General features: G+C 38.4%; 22 protein-coding genes and 1 pseudogene. 1 reads left to right on the forward strand and 22 read right to left on the reverse strand.

Features of this window, described 5'->3' with window-relative positions:
* Positions 1–125: 125 nt before the first annotated feature.
* From GXX20_00005 to GXX20_00080, 16 genes are all read right to left on the reverse strand, one after another.
* Positions 126–1,331 (reverse strand): alpha/beta hydrolase, encoded by a 1,206-nt coding sequence (locus GXX20_00005; GenBank protein HHW30053.1) that lies wholly within the window; start codon positions 1,329–1,331, stop codon positions 126–128.
* A 32-nt stretch (positions 1,332–1,363) separates the two neighbouring features.
* Positions 1,364–1,924, reverse strand: coding sequence for a class I SAM-dependent methyltransferase (locus GXX20_00010; protein HHW30054.1), 561 nt, complete (start codon positions 1,922–1,924; stop codon positions 1,364–1,366).
* A gap of 133 nt (positions 1,925–2,057) precedes the next feature.
* Entirely contained in the window at positions 2,058–3,464 is a 1,407-nt protein-coding gene (locus tag GXX20_00015) for a HAMP domain-containing histidine kinase (GenBank protein HHW30055.1), read from the reverse strand.
* Between the two features lie 2 nt (positions 3,465–3,466).
* Positions 3,467–4,162: a response regulator transcription factor gene (locus tag GXX20_00020; protein ID HHW30056.1), complete on the reverse strand. Its 696-nt coding sequence runs from the start codon at positions 4,160–4,162 to the stop codon at positions 3,467–3,469.
* Between the two features lie 168 nt (positions 4,163–4,330).
* Positions 4,331–4,591: a hypothetical protein gene (locus GXX20_00025; protein ID HHW30057.1), complete on the reverse strand. Its 261-nt coding sequence runs from the start codon at positions 4,589–4,591 to the stop codon at positions 4,331–4,333.
* Positions 4,588–5,427, reverse strand: a complete 840-nt coding sequence (locus GXX20_00030; protein ID HHW30058.1) for a hypothetical protein — start codon at positions 5,425–5,427, stop codon at positions 4,588–4,590. The genes GXX20_00025 and GXX20_00030 overlap by 4 nt, the downstream gene beginning before the upstream one ends.
* Positions 5,428–5,689: 262 nt before the next feature.
* Complete coding sequence (locus GXX20_00035) at positions 5,690–6,103, reverse strand: GNAT family N-acetyltransferase (protein ID HHW30059.1); 414 nt, start codon at positions 6,101–6,103, stop codon at positions 5,690–5,692.
* A 77-nt stretch (positions 6,104–6,180) separates the two neighbouring features.
* A complete protein-coding gene (locus GXX20_00040) occupies positions 6,181–6,876 on the reverse strand; it encodes a hypothetical protein (GenBank protein HHW30060.1) in 696 nt (231 codons plus the stop codon).
* Between the two features lie 47 nt (positions 6,877–6,923).
* A complete protein-coding gene (locus tag GXX20_00045; protein HHW30061.1) occupies positions 6,924–7,340 on the reverse strand; it encodes a pyridoxamine 5'-phosphate oxidase family protein in 417 nt (138 codons plus the stop codon).
* 270 nt (positions 7,341–7,610) lie between these two features.
* The gene (locus GXX20_00050; GenBank protein ID HHW30062.1) at positions 7,611–8,504 is read right to left on the reverse strand and encodes a class I SAM-dependent methyltransferase; all 894 of its coding nucleotides are present in this window, start codon (positions 8,502–8,504) and stop codon (positions 7,611–7,613) included.
* Positions 8,505–8,632: 128 nt separating this feature from the next.
* On the reverse strand, positions 8,633–8,785 hold the full coding sequence (locus GXX20_00055) for a hypothetical protein (GenBank protein ID HHW30063.1): 153 nt from the start codon (positions 8,783–8,785) through the stop codon (positions 8,633–8,635).
* Between the two features lie 475 nt (positions 8,786–9,260).
* Positions 9,261–10,112: a hypothetical protein gene (locus tag GXX20_00060; GenBank protein HHW30064.1), complete on the reverse strand. Its 852-nt coding sequence runs from the start codon at positions 10,110–10,112 to the stop codon at positions 9,261–9,263.
* A gap of 121 nt (positions 10,113–10,233) precedes the next feature.
* A complete protein-coding gene (locus GXX20_00065; protein HHW30065.1) occupies positions 10,234–10,395 on the reverse strand; it encodes a hypothetical protein in 162 nt (53 codons plus the stop codon).
* 459 nt (positions 10,396–10,854) lie between these two features.
* Positions 10,855–12,669 (reverse strand): glycosyltransferase, encoded by a 1,815-nt coding sequence (locus GXX20_00070; GenBank protein HHW30066.1) that lies wholly within the window; start codon positions 12,667–12,669, stop codon positions 10,855–10,857.
* Positions 12,670–13,046: 377 nt separating this feature from the next.
* On the reverse strand, positions 13,047–13,265 hold the full coding sequence (locus tag GXX20_00075; protein HHW30067.1) for a hypothetical protein: 219 nt from the start codon (positions 13,263–13,265) through the stop codon (positions 13,047–13,049).
* A gap of 8 nt (positions 13,266–13,273) precedes the next feature.
* Entirely contained in the window at positions 13,274–13,624 is a 351-nt protein-coding gene (locus GXX20_00080) for a LemA family protein (GenBank protein HHW30068.1), read from the reverse strand.
* 82 nt (positions 13,625–13,706) lie between these two features.
* Between GXX20_00080 and GXX20_00085 the strand changes: the two genes are divergently transcribed.
* Positions 13,707–14,324, forward strand: coding sequence for a sensor histidine kinase (locus tag GXX20_00085; protein HHW30069.1), 618 nt, complete (start codon positions 13,707–13,709; stop codon positions 14,322–14,324).
* Between the two features lie 145 nt (positions 14,325–14,469).
* Here GXX20_00085 and GXX20_00090 read toward each other — a convergent pair whose 3' ends face one another.
* The 6 genes and pseudogenes from GXX20_00090 to GXX20_00115 all read right to left on the reverse strand — a co-directional run bounded on the left by GXX20_00090 (position 14,470) and on the right by GXX20_00115 (position 21,209).
* Complete coding sequence (locus tag GXX20_00090; protein ID HHW30070.1) at positions 14,470–15,771, reverse strand: HAMP domain-containing histidine kinase; 1,302 nt, start codon at positions 15,769–15,771, stop codon at positions 14,470–14,472.
* Positions 15,764–16,450: a response regulator transcription factor gene (locus GXX20_00095; GenBank protein ID HHW30071.1), complete on the reverse strand. Its 687-nt coding sequence runs from the start codon at positions 16,448–16,450 to the stop codon at positions 15,764–15,766. The genes GXX20_00090 and GXX20_00095 overlap by 8 nt, the downstream gene beginning before the upstream one ends.
* 246 nt (positions 16,451–16,696) lie before the next feature.
* Positions 16,697–18,892, reverse strand: coding sequence for a spore coat protein CotH (locus GXX20_00100; protein HHW30072.1), 2,196 nt, complete (start codon positions 18,890–18,892; stop codon positions 16,697–16,699).
* 24 nt (positions 18,893–18,916) lie between these two features.
* Complete coding sequence (locus GXX20_00105) at positions 18,917–19,591, reverse strand: DUF4956 domain-containing protein (GenBank protein ID HHW30073.1); 675 nt, start codon at positions 19,589–19,591, stop codon at positions 18,917–18,919.
* A 154-nt stretch (positions 19,592–19,745) separates the two neighbouring features.
* Positions 19,746–20,423, reverse strand: a complete 678-nt coding sequence (locus GXX20_00110) for a polyphosphate polymerase domain-containing protein (protein HHW30074.1) — start codon at positions 20,421–20,423, stop codon at positions 19,746–19,748.
* 292 nt (positions 20,424–20,715) lie between these two features.
* Positions 20,716–21,209, reverse strand: a pseudogene (locus GXX20_00115) (rubrerythrin family protein).
* Positions 21,210–21,219: the final 10 nt, after the last annotated feature.

A 21,219-nucleotide genomic window follows, 5' to 3' on the forward strand; every position in this document is an offset into this window, starting at 1 on the left:
ATGCCTCCAAACACAAAATATTTACTCATTTTCTCCACTCTATTCTGCTGTCAAGGTTCACTTTTTCATTTTATTTACATTTTTGTAATCTCAATTCGTTGTTTTCATAACTTCTTTGACACTACCTATTCCTGAATTTTACTTTCAGAAAAACATGATAATAACTCCTTTACAAATTTTACCGGCTCGTTGACCCATGGACTGTGACCAGAGTGCTCAAACCATATAATTTCTTTGTCAGGTGCATCAAGAACCTGTATATATTCCTCGACCAGCACTGTGGGCGCGTTGACATCATGGCGGCCCAGGAAGAAGTAGACAGGTACATCAAGTTTAGTGAAATCCGTTCTCATATCGATGGTATAAAGCTGTTGGTACACATGATTATATGTGTTAATGATTCCACGAAAATAGTTGATTTTATCAAACAACCCATATTCAGAAGAAAATATGTCCCGAAAGGTATTATAGCCAGGATTGTGAATATTTGGATTTGCAGCCATGTAAGCACTGAGATAATTCAGGTACACCGCACTCTTCCATGTTACATCCTTTCCGTAATATGGTGGTTCACCATTTGCCAAAAGCCGTTCTATGACAGCAGTATCGCCTTTGGATTGCGCAATTTCCAGAGCCTTCGCGTAATCCATCCGCTCAGTTTCGGCAAAGGCAATCATTTGCCCCGTGCCGATCAGTGCATGATAGGATTCAGGATATCTATCAATAAGGAAAATCCCCAAGGCGCTGCCCCATGATTCACCCACCAGATAAATTTTTTCCTGCGAAAAGCGTTTCTTTAAGTACTCTGTCAGAGCGTAACCATCCTGAATATATGTTTGTGCCGTAATGTTTTTCGTTTTTTCTGCATTATAAGACTTGCCGGAGCCGGGCTGATCCCAGTTAACAACGACAAAATATTTCTCCAACTCTGCCAGTTCATGACGTACCGTTGCCATCTGCGTACCGCCGGGACCTCCTGCCAAAAAGAGCAGGACGGGTGCATTTTTATCCCAACCTCTCAGGCTTATCCACTGCTTCCTGCCGTTCAGTTCAATCTCTCTAAGCTCTGCAATGCTATTTTCGGGTATGTTTCCGTTTTCATCAACGATTTGCGGGGTGGAAGCAGTGAGTTGCGAAAATGTAGTCAATCCCAAGTTCAATATCATCGTCACTGCGAAGAATACTGCTATTTTCTTTAAAGAAATAAGCTTCTTTGAATTCGTCTTTTTTACTGCCCGTACAATTACACAATAAGCAGACCGGATCAAGATCCCTGCCAATGAAACAACCGATAAAACTGTCAATATGAAAAATATAACTACCAGAATCATAGTACACCTCAGTAAATGATAGTAAAATTCCATCATGTTTCATTATGTTTAATGTATGTGCTTTCAAGAGTGTATCCCATCACCGGAATATCGGTGATGCGGCTATCCTTTTGGAATAGGCTGTTCTGTCCTATCAGGCGTTTAATAACGCTTATTTTTTTCGTATCATTCAGCGGTTCGCTGAAAACAAGTGCACCTCCGGGTTTGAGGGACTTAGCCAATGCAGGAATAACTTGTTCCAATTCAATTTCTGAAATATCGTGCAAAACAAAGTGGCAGTACGCTACATCAAAACTTTCCTTTGAAAGTAACGGATATCCCCCTTGCAGAAAAATGACATTTCTAAAGCTACGCAAAGTTTTGCGGCAGGCATTTAACCATCGCTTTGAAATATCCAGACATGTCAGGTACCCGTTGGGCAGCCTTTTTGCTACGTAGTACGCAACCGTTCCCATGCCGCATCCGAAATCAAGGACCCTCTCATTACCTTTAAGGGGCAAGCGGTCTGCGAATGCTTTATAGACAGACTTACCGTAAAGAAAAAATGCGAGCCTTGTAATAAATATCTCAAAATGAGCCGGTTCGTGCTTCATTACTTATCACCTCAATAAAAAAATCAGCTGTATCTCAGATCCATTATTATCATAGCAATCAAACCTGTAATACATCTGATATGAACCTTAAATCTACCTTAAATCTATTAGAAATCTGCCTCGATCTGTTTCGTTAAAACGAAAGCGCAGGTACCGTAATCCGGAAGGTGCTGCCCTTTTTCCCATTGTGGCAAAGTATCAAATCCCCTCCGTGTGCCTCAGCGATTCTTTTAGCAATAGAAAGCCCCAACCCGCTGCCACCGGTTTTGGAATTTCGGGAATAGTCCACCCGAACAAAAGGTTTAAATATGTTGTCCATTAGATGCGCCGGGATTCCAATCCCATCATCGCTGAAATCAATCACCACTTGGTTATCCTGTACCTTCAGGCTTACTACAACCTGAGTTCCCTTTGGATTGTACCTCATTGCATTATTCGCAAGATTTTGAATGATCCGGCTAAACCGGTCAGTATCCAACATTACAAAAACACTTTCTTCAATAATATCGAAATCATATTCGAAACCTTCGTGCTCCAACTGCGGCACAAGTTCGCCGCATATTTGCCGGATATATTCACAAATATCTGTCTTTACCAGTTTTAATGAAAATTCAGGACTGTCCATCTGAGAAAGCTCAAACAACTCAGTAAGTAACCGGTTAGCCCTTTTGCTGTTACTAAGAATGATCTCCAGGTATTCTTCAGATTCCTGCCGGGTCATTTCTTTTTTCTTTATGAGTAATTCTGCATAACCCTGTATGCTGGACATTGGATTTTTAAGGTCATGGGAGATATCGAGAATCAACCGCCGCCTATCCTCCTCAGACTTTTTGCGCATGGAAATCTCATGCTCAATCCGGGCAGCCATATCGTTAAAAGTGTTCTGGAGCTCGGCAAACTCATTTTTAAGACGCAAATCCACCCGTACAGAGTAATCCCCTTCCCGTAATAGCCTTGTGCCGTCACAGAGCTTTTTCAGAGGTACAGTTATACTGGCTGCGGTAATTCTAGAATAGATAAAAGCAAAAAGCGCAAGTATCAAAAGATAACTTAACACCACAATAACAATCACCCAAACTGCACGCATAAAATCACTGTTGGAAGCTTCTTTATTATACACCAGGGAAAAATCCAACCGGATGGAGGTGGGAAAAGTAACAATCAGCCAAAACTCACTTTTCGGATGATAAAGGATATCGTAATGGTAAGACTTGCTTTTACTTTCCGTTAAAAATGTTGTAAATTCCTCGGCAGTCAGCTTGTCTTTTCCGATTGTGTCAAGACCTCTCGAATAAACGACGCGGTATTCTTTGTCTACAACCTGTACACCGCCACCACTTTGTACGACTGAGGATGCGTCAATCTCCCTATAATTCTCTTTTATAATTGCACTTGCGGGATACTGGTTTTTTGCCAGCGATCCTGAAATCAATCTACTGGCAAAGGATAACAGTATAAATGCCAATATAGTATCCAGGATGGTTATCAAAAATATTACCAGAAAATTTCTGAGAAATTGGTTGGACAGTTTACTTTTCATAGCTAATCACCGGTATAATGAAGTTTGTATCCAATACCACGAACGGTTTTCAGATACTTTGGTTTTTGCGGGTCATCCTCAATCTTGTTCCTGATTCGGCTGATATGCACCATCACGGTATTGTCGTCAAAATAGTATTCCTCGTCCCATACCGAATGATAAAGCTGCCGTTTTGTGAAAACCCTCTCAGGGTGTTCTATAAAGTGCAGAAGCAACTTATATTCCTTTGCACCGAGTTCAATTGGCTCTCCGTCCTTATAGGCGCAGCATTTTTCCTTGTCTATGGACAAATTTCCATATATGATTCTTGCATCGGACTTTTCCTTTGGTGAGAGATACTCATTATTCCGTCTCAGTTGTGCTCCTACACGAGCCACTAGCTCGGCTATAGAAAATGGCTTGGCAAGATAGTCGTCTGCACCCAGTCCAAGTCCCAGAACCTTGTCCATTTCATCCGCCCTCGCAGTCAGAAAGATGACAGGGAGGGTACTGTGTTCCCGTATTTTACGAAGAAGATTAAATCCATCCATCACCGGCATCATCACATCAAGGATTGCCAGATGAACCTCCTGTGACATAAGGATATCCCATGCTTCCTTGCCGTTCTGCGCCGTCAAGACGGTATATCCATTTTCTTCAAGACTAATTTTTATCAAGTTTCTGATGTCATTCTCGTCGTCTGCGATTAGTATGACCATATGTTTTTTGGCACCTCCCCTCAATAATATTCCAACTGGAAGCTTCATAAAAATTCGTTCTCAAAATATAAATTCTCAAGATATTATTGAATAAATACTATTTCTGTTAAATCATTAACAAGGTTACAATGCTGAATATGCTTTTGGCATCATATTATTCATCATAGATCATTTCAAGTATTCACTAAAAAATGCAAGACTCTTTTGGTTTATAAACTCTAAAGAATCGTATCCGGATTTTTTATATCCTCCTCCGAGTATTGCACATAAAATTGGCGATAATCTAACCAGATCTGTCAACGAATAATGGTTGCTGCCTTTAATATAATAGTACCGGATATTCCCGTTATTTTGCAAATGATTTTTGTTTTGTACATATTTATTGTCAGTTTCAATCAGAGTATAACCGCTGTCACTGTATATATTCATAACAGCGCACTTGTATGGCTTGTATCCCATGAAAATTCATTTCCGTTTATTCCCGTAATATCGCACATATAGGGGGACTCCAATGCAATCACTGCTTTAATGTCATTCCGCTGTCTCGCAACTCCGAGCGCGGCAGAACCGCCGAGGGAATGCCCTGCAACACCTATTCTATCTGCATCTATTAATGAATAGAAAGAATTACTTTCATTCACGGATTTTTCGATGAAAGTGTCAATCACAAAATTAATATCGCCGGTACGAAGCTTCATCCACTTTTGAAAGCACGCATAAGAGTTTTCTAAATCCGAATGAGAATCTTCCTCATTTAATTCTCTCATATATCCTGAATCAATATAAATTTTCACTCCGTCAATTTCCGTAATGAGCGCATGATAGGTATGGTCAATACTGGCAACCACATAGCCGTGGCTTGCAAGTTCTTTATAGAGTGATAGGTTGCTTGTTTTTGTTGAAATACCACCGTGAGAAAATATAATCAAGGGGCAGGTATTATTTGCAATTACGTCCTCATTAGGATAATAAACCAGCACAGATAATTTTCGAAGGCTTCCATCACTTTTAAAATCTTCGATGCGTGATGTATCAGACAATTCCAGTACGCAAGAAGTATATGAGTATTCGCCCGTAGTCTGTATGTTTTTTAAATTGGGAAACAAGACAACTGCGCATGTTATAAAAACAATTGCAGTAATTGTTATTATCTTTACAGTTCTTCTCAGCCAATCCTTTTTTATTATCTTTTGCTTAGCAGATACAACCAGAAAGCCAATCAAAAGAAACAATACAACCAGTAAGATATAATTATATAATGCCATATACACCTCATGATGAGTTTGTAGTTATCTCAGGCTTGTCCATCCTGTTTCACACATAACATTCTCACTTCAATGATTTGAAGGGCTGTGGTATCTGCTTGTGCAAAAACTACATAGCTTCCTTTGTCCTGTTTTATTGCATATTTGTTATATAATTATAACTAATTATAACATAAAAACTTTCATAAAAGTCACATTTTCTATTGTTAAGAATTTACATATTTCAAGCATATGCCTTTGCCCATTCCAGATAAGCAGCACTTTATGTAGATTTTGAATATACAAATATATCTTCTCTTTTAGTCCAACCTTTCGCATTCCAGAAGGTATTTCCCACTACATTATCCCGAAAAACGAAAAGGTGGCATTTAGTAATCCCTTCCTCCTTCAGTTTGTGAAGACTTTTATCAACAAGCATTTGACCAATGCCTCTTCCCCGATATTCCTCTGCAACAGTAACATGATAAATATGCCCTCTTCTGCCGTCATGCCCACACAGTATGGTTCCAATTATTCTATTTTGATGCCTGCAGACAAAGCTTAATCCCTTATTTCTATGCAGGAATCTATGAATGTTTTCATAAGTATCGGCATCACTTAAGCCTATTCCTGGAATATTGCTCCATAATCTATAAATTTCACTGTAATCTTCTATTTGCATTTCTTGTATTGATATGTCTGTATAAATCTGTTCTTGCCTCTTTCCCATTTTTTATATTTGATCTCCTCTCTTACTTAAACACAACAAGTCTTCTAACCCTTAATAAACTTTATGATTTTCTTAGAATCTGCTGCAGGATTTAATCTATAAATCTGCCTGGTTATTTTTTCTATGGCTTCCAGTTCACTGATTTTATTTGCCTTTTCAATTACATCCTTACCGAAGTAGTTTTCAACCGTGCAAAAAACTGTGGAAGGCCAGCCGTATTCCTCACCTTTTATAGTAAATTTTTGCTGTCTGCCGCATATAGTCAGGTACATTTTCATCTGCAGCTCAACCAGAGTCCTTTCAAACCTGGATGAATCTTCTTTTGAAAAACTACCGATTTGTTTAATTACATGAAATGGCAAGGGTTCATTTTCGAGGATAATGTCATATATGCGCTTAGCAAATCGGCTAATTGTACCATCTTCATATTCGTCCATTAATTCCTTGCCACCGCGTCTTACTGCCAAAAAATACGGATACCATTCTTTAGTGATATAACCGCCCTTTCGGAAAAACAGTTTTGCATATGCAATATCGTTACGTTCTTCTAAAACGCGGATTCGCCACTCCCAGGGGTCTGTTTCCGGATCACCGGTAAACCAGCGAACCGGTGTAGCATAGGGTGGTTCTTCATCCCAACCGCATGGAATTACAGAAAAAATCCCCTCGCTGTTTCCTCCGCTCATAGAAAAGCCTGCATCAAGCAAAGAATTTACAAAATCGTTAAAGTTCTGAATCATATGTATGCTCCCTGTTCCCTATTCTGAGTTTTTCTTACCAATTCTTTTCATATATCAAAATCAACATTTTTTAGCTCATGATAGTAGTTCCCTTTAACTGCAGTGAATTTAATCAATGCAAAATCCGGGTCAGTATAACCTAGAGGATAGTATTTTTTCATTCCGTCATTCCAAAATTCTTTCCTCTTTGCATCATCATAAGAAACCTCGGCTTTTCCCATCAGCATCAAACCCTCAAAGGTTTTCTCATCGTAAAAATAAAGGCTTGCATTAGGGTTTTTCTGTATCTGCGAAACTCTCTTTGAAGATGTATTGGAGCAAAACCAGAATTCCTTAAGGCCATTTGCTGCTGTCTTTATCATAGCCTTCAAATGAGGAATCCCATTTTCATCAACTGTAGCTAATACGCCTGTGAAACTACGCCTAACAAGGTCTAGCGATTTTTCAACAACTTCACTCTTCATTTACCATCCCTCCAATTTCTTTATTACTTCATCAATACTTTCAAGTCAGTCATAATCCCTGCCATACCCGTAGAAAATGCTGTTTTGCATGTTGAAATATAGTCTTTCAGCAAGTTTATCCTTGCCCTTCCTTTATGTATTTGTCAAAAGCCCTTAGCCGAATATCGTGACTTGTTGAAAACATTCCTTTTTAGCAGGGAGCAATAACATACTCCCGGCAGCCGTTTAACCCTTTCTTAGTGTAGGAATGATACTGAATAGTTAAATTCATCACCCTTTCCTCAGTATAAGACATATTGTATCTGCCTCTCCGGTGTATGAACTGCCGCAGACATCATCATAAATTCCGTACATCTGAAATCCAAAAGGCGTAACTTCATTGAGCAATGTATTTTTCGTGAACACAGTATCCCAGATAAGATATTCATGTAGACCATTCTCCGTAATTACAATGTACTTGTTGACTTTAACTGTATTATTCTCAAAATAAAACTCGGCTTCCAGGCATAAATGTGGCCTGTCGCTCCAAAAACCACCTTTTTCATGATACGACCAAGATGTATTATCATTCTTGCCCTTTATAGTTTTCTCAGTAAAAACATCAAAAATGAAAAGGCCATCAGGTTTAAGCACTCGGTGTATTTTGGACAGCAACATTTTCCTTTCATCAGGAATTAAGGCAGCGAAGTCGCAGTAAATCAATGTTATTACATCGAATTCTTCTGTAAAATCCATATCCAAATAATTCTGGTATATATATTTCGTTTTAGGGTCATGTTCTTTTGCATAGGCAATCGACCGCCTGGAATAATCAATACCGGTTACGGCATACCCTGCATCAGACAATCGTTTGGTGTAAAGCCCTGGGCCACAGCCCAGGTCAAGTATTTTGCTGCCTGACGGAATGATGCTGGTAAGCCACTTTACTGAGCAGTCAATAAAGCTATGCCTGCGGCTTGCAGCATCCCGATCTGGATTGAGATGTGCTTCAAGCATTCCCTTTGAAATATGCTCATCATCCCAAAATGGCTCACAACTGCGCTGCCAGAGGACAGGTTTTTGCAAAAGCAAAAACAGTTTGTTTATTTTTGAATCTGGCTCAAATACCATGTGTTCATTTGCATATTTTCCGTTATATTCTTGAAATTTTAGACACTGCTCCATACCCTATACCTCCATTTCATTTATCAAATGAACCTTTCATTTTTCTTCATTTGTTTGCTCCATTTGGCAATATCCTTGTGCCATTGCATAATCTTCTAAATTCAACTTCCTATAATTATAAATATCCATTATTCAAATCCTTCCTTTATTAATTTCTTTTCTGCCTGTCTGCGTTTCTTTTTGTTTTTAATTTCATTTTCCTTTATCCTGGTCCTGGGGTTTATCATCCAATACCTGCGAATTTCTTTCATATAATCAAAGGTGCTTTTTCTTTTTTTCATAATCACCACTCTCCTCTTGCTAAAATAATAGGATTCCGCAATTCAAAAAAGTGTATAAAAAATCCGCAGATAACGACCACCTGCGGGTTAAAAAAGCAACAAAAAACACGCCACCAAAGCGTGCTGTTGTTTTTATATGCACTATTTTATACTAATTATTGATTCATTGACATTAGTCTTACTGATCAATTGACTTCAGTCAAATAATTGCTTATACCGCCTGGTTGCTCGAAAGAAGCTGCATAGGTAACACAAAAACCTGACATATAAATACAAATGGTATTTTGCGTACCTGTGCCGATATTCAATTAATAAAAAATCACCTCAATAATTCTTGCAGACATCAAAACAACTCCTTTCTTGCAAAATTAATACTTGCAACATTATACTGCATCAATTTTATTATACGGGAGATACCAAACATTGTCAAAGAAAATCAGTTTACATGTTAAAGCCTCTATCCATAAATTATTCATTAACCCGTGGATATCTTTCTTATCAGCTTCTCTATCCTGTATGTACAGTCAGCTTCCCTAGTGCTTATTTGCCTCCAGCTATTTGATAGCGGAAAGTAGATCTTGTCATTAGCTGTTTTACCCATATCCCACTTACCGTTTTCATTCTTATTCTCATTAAGCCATTTTATAACAAAGTTTAGCTTGCTCCTGCTTTTCTTATATTCAGCAAGTAGTTCTATTGCACCGATGTAACGGCTGGCTTTCTTGCCTTCAAATGTTTCAGGCAGAACAGAAAGGCGGCTTTCATAAATATAATAGATTCCGGAATTATGACTGAGAATATAATCAATAACAACAGATTCTGTTCGCTCATCAAGGCAATCTGATATTAGAGAAATCTGATAGAAATTAACAAAATCTACTAATCTGCCGCCTTTCGGTTTTATTCCGAAGGCATTCTCATAAGCTTCTACATACTTATCGTGATTGTATACTTCATCCACAAAGGCATAAGAAATAATATCAGTCCAAATATCAGCTATTTTGTTTGCAGCGTAACAATCCTTTGTGAATTTTCTAATCCAGGTTGATAGAATAAGCTTAGTAATAATATCCCAATCGTGTAGTTTTTCCCGCCGGTCAGGTATTTGTTTTTTCCCTAGCAGGCAATCGTTCATATATGAAACGCATCTTTGGATAGGTTCATCATTTATATTATAGCCAAGTATAAGAAGACGTCGTAGCGCCTGCTCGGTTGTTATCGGTGTTTTGCCCTGCTTACCAAGCGTGTGAAAATACCCCCATGAACCCTCTTCATTTTGCAATTTAAGAATCTCACTTGCCCATTTTGAATTCTTGTAATCAGACATTGTTACACCCCATATTTTCTTGAGAGAGCTATGTATTTTATGTCCTGTATTTATTCTTCATGGCTTATAGATTGTGCCCATTCACAGCCATTTTCGGCCCATTTATCCCAGGTTTTTGAATTCATATCCGTAAAATTTCGTTTATACTTTTTCGTTTATACAGTATATAGTTCATTTCCTCAAAAGCACAATTGCTGTATGCATGCGGGGAACAGGCTGCCAACAAGTTCGCCGCTTCTATAACATATCGCTCATCAGATTTATCAAAAAGTTGAATTTTCATATCCAGAACCTCTTTTTGCATAATTTATTTTATCAGTTTTTGAGCTAATTGTATTATTTTCAATATAAGCTCGGTCTTGCTCTTGGTATATTTATGCCGTCTTTTGGATACTTTACGAACAGTGACAGCTTTAATTCATGTATTCATGGCCTGCTTCAGGATGAGTATTCAGATAGCCGCGAAACAATACGCGAAACAATAATTGATTAACAAGATTTTCATGTCCTTCAGTAAAGCAATGAATATTATCGCAATTTTCCCTTGAAAATGTATTAATAAAGAAATAGATTTAGCACGGTCTAAATGCTTTACTCAAAGATGTATAATGCAATATATCTTAGTTTTGTCCGGCCCCACATGGCTCTGGTTCTCTCATCATTGCCCAGTCTCAAATCACCCCACACTGCGCAATAATCACCAGCTCTGTTATGCATTATCGTAAAACATAAATGGACCAGGCTATTTAACCGATGATGTATTAGCTATTACATCGTTCATCTGCATCTGAATCAGCTCTTTACGGATATTTTGATCTGTCTTAGTGTCAGCTGAAATGGGTTGAACCGGTTCACCAATATTAACGACCAAAGTAGGTTTTCTTCGATATAATTTAGCAATTCCTTTTGGCTCCTTGAAAGTTATTGATATTGGAATTATTGGTACATATGCTTGTGAAGCAAGATAAAATGCTCCCTTTTTGAAATCACGCAGACTCCTATCATATGGTCTGAGCTCCCCTTCCGGAAAGAAGTGTACAATTCGTCCTTTCACAAGAAGATACTCCATTTCATCAAAAAACCCTTTCAGTTCAGTCATATTGCCTGGTATGGCAACACCGCCCAAAATTTTAACGATATTTCCATACCAAAAAGCCTCAGTATTTTTCTTTAACGTAGGAAAAATCAACTTGTGTGGAAATAATGCAAGCCCTACAAGAACACTGTCAAGCAAATGAACATGATTACATACTGTTATTGCCCCATTTAGTTTACGTAAATGTCTTTTGCCAACAACTCTCACTCCTAATACCACACGAGTCCAGATATAAAGAAGAGGAATAGCAATTAAATAGTAAAACATGGTTGAAAAAATCCGGTATGTTCCATTCCAAAGATACGACTGTGGTGGTTTTTGTTCGTTACTGGCTAATTTATATACTCTTTCAATTTTTTTAATACTATTCTCAAGGGAATATTTTTTCGCATATTGAGCATACATATTGCCAACTTCTGTTAAGCCTTGCTGATTCTCAATCCACATATCTATTCTCTCTGCCAGGTGTGAAGCATTACCAGCTTTGAACAGGTTTGCAGCTCCTAAGGCAAACTGTCTTGTAGCACTGCGCTTGCTGTCTGATATAATTGGCACCAGTCCACAGGCAAAAGCCTCTATACATGATATGCCCTCAATTTCTACGTCCGAGGCATGTACATACAGATCACAACTGCGTATCAGCTCAATGAGCTCTTCATGGCCATAATATCCAAAAACCGGGGGATTGATGAGTTTTTTTCCCATTCTTCTCAGTTGTTTCTCTTTAGGACCTTTACCTGCAAAATATAGTTGTATACGGTCCTCATATCGTGATTTCTTTACTGCTTTGATCAGTACATCCTGCCTTTTCTCCGGAGATAATCTTCCTATCATAAGAATTTTAAATGTATCAGATTTATCTTTTTTCTTCGCATGGCCAGGACAAAAATCAGGATCAACGCCATTTGATATAACATGAAGATTGGCGCGGTATCCATGACAGCGAAGCTGGGCAGCAATAAATTTTGAAGGGCAGTGTATATGTGAGAAACGGCGGTAAAAGAACAAATAAAGTAAATAATAAACAATATGTGCAACCAGATGGAACCTCTTAAGTCCGATATTATAAGTTATATTTTCCGGTTGAATGTGAAAAGCAGCAATGGCTGGGACACCTAATTTTCTTGCTATTCTTTCCGCTTCCCGTCCCAGAGGCCAGGGCTGGTATATATGTACTACATCAGCTCCCATAATAGCCTTTTCCAGCACAGATCTAACCGGTTTAGCAAATAAAGTGTTTTGCTTATGAGCAAGCCAACTGGCGATCGGTATAACTAACTCTGGAACATAAAACAGCTCATAGCCATGTTCAGGGTCTACACCACTTAAGTTAGGATCTCCACAGGCGACTACACGGACTTTATGTCCGCGTTCCGCTAAAGATTTTGCAAAGCGCATGGCGGAAATGGTGGTTCCGTTGTTGTTTATCCCAAAGGTGTCAGTGACGATAGTAATAATCATTGCCTTTCTCCTCCTTAAAGAGAGATTTGACTGACTCTTACCCTTTATCAACCGACAATCTTATTACCACATACCTCCTAATCAAACATATGCGTGTTCCCTGCCATCTTATTAATGAACATATATAATAATTCCCTATCTCTAATTATAGACCAAATCAATAATTAACAAAATAGGGCATTTTGCATAATATCTTACACCATGTATTCTACTATTCTCATATACAATATCCAATTATGTTTGAGGAAATAAAAACAGGCTGCGAAGAAACATTTCGCAACCCGTTTTAAAGTCATCTTTTGCTGTAAATACCAAGACATGACCTTCTATAATATCGTGAACTAAAAAGTAATCGCCGGAATGCAGCAGCCAGCTTTTCAATTTTTCCACGCTCCCATCGTTTCAGGCAGTGCTTTTGATTCAAAAAGGCTCAGCCTGCAAGATGGCATCCGATCTAACCATACCTGCATAGACGAATTCTCATAAATGAAAGCTTGAATATCAACGGTAATTACCTGATTTGCTGCAAAGGCAGGAAGAGTCAAAACAAAAGACAAGACAAAGCACAGAATTATTCCACTGATTGATTTGTGCATAGAGTACTTCATTTCATACCTGGCATATAGGCCTTGGCTGACAAGTCCTCCAGATATTCTTTCTGTTTGAAGCCTAGCATCCCCGCAATCATTGAGACCGGAAACATTCGGATTTCACGGTTTAGCTTTGTAACACTATCATTGTAAATCAGGCGGCTGGTACGTACCATGTTTTCAAAGACTTCCACCGCATCCATGGTTTTGATATAATTTTTGTCAGCCTTTAGCTCGGGGTATTGCTCCGTTATCATGGCAATCCTACTCAAGGCTTCGAAAATAATCCCTTCCTGGTGTAATACATCATCCGGTGAAGATTTTGCCGTAATCACACTTCTTCTTGATTTGATTGTACGGATTATAACAGCAGCATTCTATTTTGCGTTTGCTCTCCTTTATTACACTGAAATACAAAAACAGGCAAGTATCCAAAGAGAGCGTGATATGCTGGAAGCACAGTTTCGACAGGCACAGGCGGAATTTGCATCTCTGCAGCAGCTACAGCAGACTGCTGCGGCTTACCGTCACGATATGCGCCATCATTTCACCTTTTTACAGAGTCTGGTATCCGACGAACGTATAGATGAGATTAAAGAGTATCTAAGAACTGCCCAGTCCGACATAGACACTATCACGCCCATACGGTTTTGCGAAAACGAAACTGTCAACCTGATTTTGTCCGCTTTCGCCTCTGAAGCAAAACAATTGAAAATCATGTTTACAGTAGATGCAAGATTGCCTGAATTGCTTCCGTTTAGCGATACAGAGCTTTGTTCACTATTGTCAAACGCATTGGAAAACGCCATACAAGCTACTGAAAAAATAGCCAACAGCAATGAACGTCGCATCAAAGTACGTATGTATTCCAAGAATAATAAACTGTGCATTGACATTCGCAACAGTTATCAGACAGAACCAATATTATTTCAGGGACTTCCCGTTTCAAAAGAACAAGGACATGGTTTTGGCACAAGAAGTATAGCCCATATCGTGGAAAAGCATGGAGGCATATGCCAGTTTTCAGTCAAAGATGACTGGTTTATATTTCAGGCTACTATATGAAATGGGCCTTTGGAATATTTTTTGTATTGTATTAAAATAAGTATTGTTCATACCTGTTGCATGCTCATAAATTCTCATGAATCCTAAACTGTTATGAGAAATCATATGAAAGAAATCATATAAAATAGTCTAATCTCGTAACATCTTATATAGAGCTTCCATTTAATTCAATTTCAAACCAGAATATACTGCCTTTCCCTTCCTCCGATATTACTCCGTATTTTCCATCATGCATTTCGACTATTTTTTTGACAATTGATAGTCCCAGTCCTGTGCCCATGATGGGTCTCTTGTGATTTTTATCAACTTTATAATAGCGTTCCCATATATAAGGCAAGTCACTTTGACTTATACCATCTCCATGGTCGATTACCTCAATTTTCACAGTATTTTCTTTAACTCTCTGCCGCACAATTACTACCTTATCTTCACCACAATGGGTAATTGCATTAAGTAAAAGATTGTACAAAGCCTGGGTAATTTTTACCTCGTCAGCATATACATTTATGTCTTTTTCATATTTAAAATACAGCTTATACCCCTGGTTTTTTACAAGTTCATTCATACGATTTATGGTTTTTCTTATGCTTTCTGTCAGGTTGTAACTGGCATTGTTCAGCTTTGCTGCGCCTGCTTCAAGAATTGAGATATTAAGCATATCATTTACCAGTGAAGTCAGTCGCTTTGTTTCATCCATAATGATCTGGCATTGCTCAGGTGTTACTTCATCAGGAAAATCATGCATCATTTCAGCATAGCTGTATATAAAGGTTAGAGGTGTTCGTAAATCGTGAGAGATATTTGCTATTAGTTCCCGACGCAGCCGGTCAACTTTTGAAAGCTCCTTTGCAGCGGTATTTAAAGTGTCTGACAGTTCCTGAATTTCCAAATATCCCTTGCCGTGAAACTCAGTATCATATTTCCCTGTAGCCAACGCCTTGGCACTTTGATTTATCTGCACAATTGGGTGAGATATACGCTTGGATATGATTATGGCAAGCATAATCGCAAGTATCACCATAATCACTGTTATAAGTATAAGCTGCAATTTCAGAGTAGAAACAGTGGCCTCAACAGGTGTTATCATAGCGTAAAATGTAAGGGAAATCTTTCTGCCATCTTCCAAAGTATATTCGTGTACCTTGGTAATGGTTTCTATTCTGGGGTTCCGTCTTCCAGGAGTCGGCGGAGCAGGCAAGGCAAACTCCTGTGTCGGCCTTACAGTTATATCTTTGGTCATCTCAAGCTCAAGCAAAATATTCTCAAGCTCCGGGCTGTTAATGTTTTCCCCTACCATTTTGATAGCTCTATCAATCTCCACCTTACGGACAAATTTATACATATCGCTTAATAACATCGTTTGAAACATCCAAAAGATACCTAGCAGCAAAACGCAAAATCCTAATAGAAAGATAAATATTTTCCATTGTAGTTTTAGTTTACCCATCAAATCTATACCCCAAGCCACGCAAGGTTTTTATAAAGTGTGCGTAAGGTCCCAATGATTTTCTAAGGAGCTTCATATGTGTATCCAAAGTTCTGTCATCACCGCAGTAGTCATAGCCCCATACTTCAGCCATGATCTTTTCCCGTGGGACGGCAATATTTTTATTCCGTATCAGGAAAAACAACAGGTCATATTCCTTTGGAGCTAATTCTTTTTCCACTCCGTCAATAAACACTTTATATGCAGTCAAATCTGCCCTAAAGCCATCCTTTTCAAATATAATATGCCCTTTCTCATCAGTCTTTGCAGGCTTACTTTTCTCTACTCTGCGTAATATGGCATTTATCCTCAGCATAATTTCTTTGGAAGAAAAAGGCTTCACCACATAATCGTCAATTCCAAGTTCAAAACCCAACACCTTATCATACTCCTCTCCTCGTGCTGAAAGCATGATGATAGGAGTGTCAGAGAATTTACGGATTTCTTTTACAGCAGAAAAGCCATCCAATTCCGGCATCATAATATCCATAATTATAATGTCAAAGGTGTTGTTACGGCAAAGCTCCACTGCCTCCATGCCATCTCCCGCTTCCATTACCTCATGTCCTTCAAAAAGAGCATACCGCTTAATTACTGCCCTAAGTCCCGCTTCATCATCACATATCAGTATTTTAGCCATTCTACAGTCAGTCCTTTCGAAATTTTTATGCTCTTTTTTAGCTTTTTTCAAAGCTTTTTTGAAGTCTTTCCCAAGTTTTTGTGGAGAACATCTTGCTGCCTCGTTACATCCCCTTATATATCCACACAAAATTCTAAAGCCACACTAAACAATTTACCAAATAACAATAGTTATATATAGCAATAGTTTAACCGGGATATTTATCACAACCTGAATATTACAGCCTCTTAAAATGCCCCTTTAGGCTCAGTAACTTTTTTTGAATCGTGCTGCAAATATAATGGCAGCTATCAGCACAAGTATTAATACAACAATTAGGGTAAAATTGCTGATTATTAAACTCTGATCCGAAGAAAACCTTGTATTCAGGGGATTCATGGTATTGCTATTTTGAGTATTATTGTTTCTAGTATTGTTGTTTTGAACATTATTATTTTGAATATTGTCGTTTCGCCGGTTCTGCCTCATCCTGTCACTATTTCCAGTATTATTGTCAGGAGCCGTTGGTTCTGTATTTTGCCGTATATTATCAGGTATATTACCAAACATAGCGCCACCCATAATTCCTGGAAAATTCATGTTATTCATGTTGTTGCCGCCTCTGCCGCCCATCATAGTTCCAAGGACTGAGAGATTTAAATCTCCTGCTGATACAAGTTTGTCTGAATTTGTTCTTTGCCCTTCCGTAGTAGAGGGAATAGTCCCCTCAAGTTGACCCTGTATGCTTTGAGCACGAAGATTACCCAGTGTGATAAAGGCTGAAACAGCTTTCTCATATTCCTCATAAGTATAAAATTCTGTAGGGTCATTTTTTACATAATCAGAAATTAAAGCATCAAGCTCTTTAATTTTTTCTTCAAACTTTCCATTGGCGAAGTAGTTATCAATTAACTGCTGTAAATAACTGTGATATCGTTCTAAATATTCAGGGTTTGCAAACAATTTGTCTATCAATGGACGACTTGACATTTCAACGCCGCTTACAGGAGTATCTATAGGAAAATTAATCACAGAGGAAGCACTCCCGCTTTGAAATCCTCCCCAGGCCAGGTTGTAGTCCCAAGGCAGAATGGTAATACGGCCATCACGCTCATAGATATAATAATTTTGCGCCATGATGGAACTGTAGCTATCCAGGTTTACAACAATAGTATGAGCTGCCAAATAGCGAAGAATCTTGTCAACATCAAAATACTTTTCCAGGTCTTTACCTTCAGATAGCGCTTTTAGAGCTTTAATAACCCGCTGAAAGTCTTTTTCATCTCCTTTTCCAACTACATTATTAAAAATTGCGCTGTAACTTTCAATATTATCGTCTATATATTCAAGACTGCCTCCTGAACTGCCACGTCCTCCTCTGTCCGCAAAAAATCTGTTCATTCCTCTGTTCCCATCATCCATTTGGGGGAAAAATCTGAAGTTATCTATATTAAATTGCGGGTTTTGACCATCAGGCATTGTCGGAATGTTTTGCCCATCAGGAATTGTTGGAACGTTTTTTTCATTGGGCACAGCCGGAACATTCCGTCTATCGGGTATAGATAAAAAGTTTCTTCCATCTTGCATATTTTCAAGATTTTGTCCATCTGTCGAATTTTGTCCATCTGTCATAGCTGGAGGATTTTGTCTCTCGGGCATAGGTTGAGTATTTTGTCCATTCTGCATGTCAGGGAAATCCTGTGCACCTGGCATGGCCGGATTATTCCGGCCATCCGGCATTACAGGAATATTCTGTATACCCGGCATGGCAGGTAAATTCCGTATGTCCGGCATGACTGGAACATTTCTGCCTTGTACCTGGAAATTTCCACCCATATCCATGCTTTTTACATTATACAACATTCCTGATGTATCACCATATACCCGTTGTTCATAGCTGTCATTATATAATTCCACTGCAAGGTACAATCCCCAGTCTTCTCCATTTACCTTGATTCTGGCAAAACCAAAGTATGGAGCATCAACACCCGCTTCATGCATCAGGTCATAGGATATATACTCTTTCATGTAGGTATAATCTCCAAGCATATTATTGAGTACAAAGCTCTCAAGCCCGAAACAGGTTTGGCCTTTGATATATTCGTCAAATTGCAGGCGAAAACTATACCTGTCACTGTTGGAATTTGCTACCTGAGTTAAGCTTGAGTTTCCCTTTGGACGAATGCCAACATTTTTAAATTTTTTACCGTTTACAATCACATCTACCATTATAAACTGCTCATTGATGGCATTGTCCAACATTTCCTGCCAGTTATCTTCATCTGCAAGAATCTCAATAGAAATAATATCAGTGCCAAAAATCTTGGCAGCATATTCTGGTTCAGCTTCAAAGGCGCCGCTTTTTGCCAGGCTTTTGCCGAATACCACAAGAGCAGCGCTTGTTGTCAAGGCAAAAGCCACAGCAACAGCACCAATAATATTTATTTTATTACTTTTTATCATGCTTTCACCTCGATTATCAGGCACTTAGTTAGCATATTCGCCATTATAGCTTACAAGACAGGCGTTGTTTACTCCGTCTATTTCGAGCATTTCATTAAGAAGCTTTGCCGACTTATCCAAAAGACGTACTTCAATTGTAAGCTCTATGCCATTCTGTGAAACAGTTTTTGACTTGATTAAGCTTTTCTTGGTTTTCTCTTTTAATAATTTCATACAATTATTTTCCGCCTCATCGTTTTCAAGATTAAGCACAACAATATATGGTGTATCAGTGCTTTTCCTGTTAACAAATATAAGAAGCATGATACCGATAAAAACCGAGCCGATAATTGCAAGAGGAATCAATCCTGCACCTATTACAATACCTGCTGAAATTGCCCAGAACAGGAACGCAATATCCAGCGGCTCCTTAATGGCCGTTCTGAAGCGGACGATCGACAGGGCGCCTACCATACCAAGGGACAAGACAAGATTGGATGTTACTGCAAGGATAATAAGGGTTGTAATCATGGTCATGGCCATAATAGAAACACCAAATGCCGCTGAGTACATAACTCCCGAAAAAGTCTTTTTGTAAACATAGAATATGAATAGTCCAATTGCAAAGGAAAGGAGCATGGCGAGTGTTACGTCCAAAAATGAAAACTCAACTGCTTTTTCCAAAAAACTCGATTTAAAAATATCTTTAAATGACAACATTTAATATTGCCTCCCATTTTGTAAATCTAAAATAATTATTATTACTGTAATTATTAATGAATTTAATATTGTAGTCATTAAAAAATTTATTGCTGTAATCTTTTACTTTAATAATTCTTTTGTTTTAACAACTAAATTCTTTGGTCTTTAATGCTTAAATAATTCTTGCTGCCGCATATTTTGAAAATGAAGTACTCATTCTGCCGGATAGAGACACCATGCCGCGAATTATCTCTGGCAGAAAGCTGTCATATTTCACTTCCAGTACATACACTCCACAAACAGGTATAGGTGCAGGTTTATCACTAAAAAAATCATAAATGTTCTGGCCTGTTCGAATATCATAATCCAGGGTAACCCGAACATTTCCCGCTGGATAGACATACGCCTCCCGCCAATATTCCACAATGCTCTTTGGCCGAAGCTGCTGGTAATGGATTTTCGCATAAAGTTCCAGGCACAAGGGATTCCCCTTTTCTTTTAACACGGCAAAATCCCCTTTGAGCAACCGCCTGCAATCTTCTTCCGATATGGTTGTACCTTCCTTATAACTAATGCCATTCTTTTTGCTCTTTTTTTCAAGGCGTATAAAGGACGTGTTGTTATTATAAATCCGAAGGCGGAATTTCTCGCGTCCATCTACACCATCGATTTTTTCCTTTAATGCTTTGTCTTTATAGTTGTCAAAATAGAGGCTTTTAACCCGATATCCATTGCCATTGATGGAATTTTTATCAGGTTTGGCCACAAAAGGAAGCCTTGCCCTAAGCCCTATAACATCTGCATAGTTTATATAATGCTTTAGTTCATATCTTCCACGATCCTTTTGCACTTTCACCACCTCTTTATTTCTAATGATATTATTTTATATATCAAAACTGAAGTACAATTGTATATTATCTGAACTTTATCTGAATATTTTATTAAAAAAACTGTGATAAAACTAAGTGGCACTTAGTTTTATCACAGTTTTTTACTACAATGGAGGTAAGACAAGGGTACAAATTCCTCAGTACCGGATCCAGTCCTTCGAAGTTGCTTAATTAAATTGTCCATCATTTGGGGTTCAGTTCAAACCTGTCCCCCTGTCCCAATCCCCCTGTTCCAGAGCTTATCCAGGTTGATTAGTATTTAATAAATTTGGATCCCGGTGCTCCACAAATACTGCATTTTTCAGGAACGCTTTTTTCAATATTGCCGCAAACAGGACATAAGTAATAAAATACTTCTTCATTTTCATCAAGATTTTCCAAAGCTTCCTTATATAGCTTTGCATGTACCTTTTCAGCTTCCATTGCATAGGTGAATGTACGAATTGCTTGTTTATTGCCTTCTTCTTCGGCTGCTTTTAAAAATCCGGGATACATGCTTTCAAATTCATAAGTTTCACCATTTACTGCATCCTGAAGGTTTTCGGCTGTTGACAAGATTTTACCTGCTACCTCTAAATGTCTTTGAGCATGCAGAGCTTCTGCTTCAGAAGCTGCCCTAAAAAGTTTGGCTGCATTTTTTTGCCTTCTGCCTCCGCTTTCTTTGCATAAGCCAAATACTTCCTATTTGCCTGAGACTCACCTGCAAATGCTTCCATTAAATGTTTAAGTACTTTATTTTCTGCCATCATAATACCT

It is taken from the genome of Clostridiaceae bacterium (assembly GCA_012840395.1).
Classification (GTDB): domain Bacteria; phylum Bacillota; class Clostridia; order Acetivibrionales; family DULL01; genus DULL01.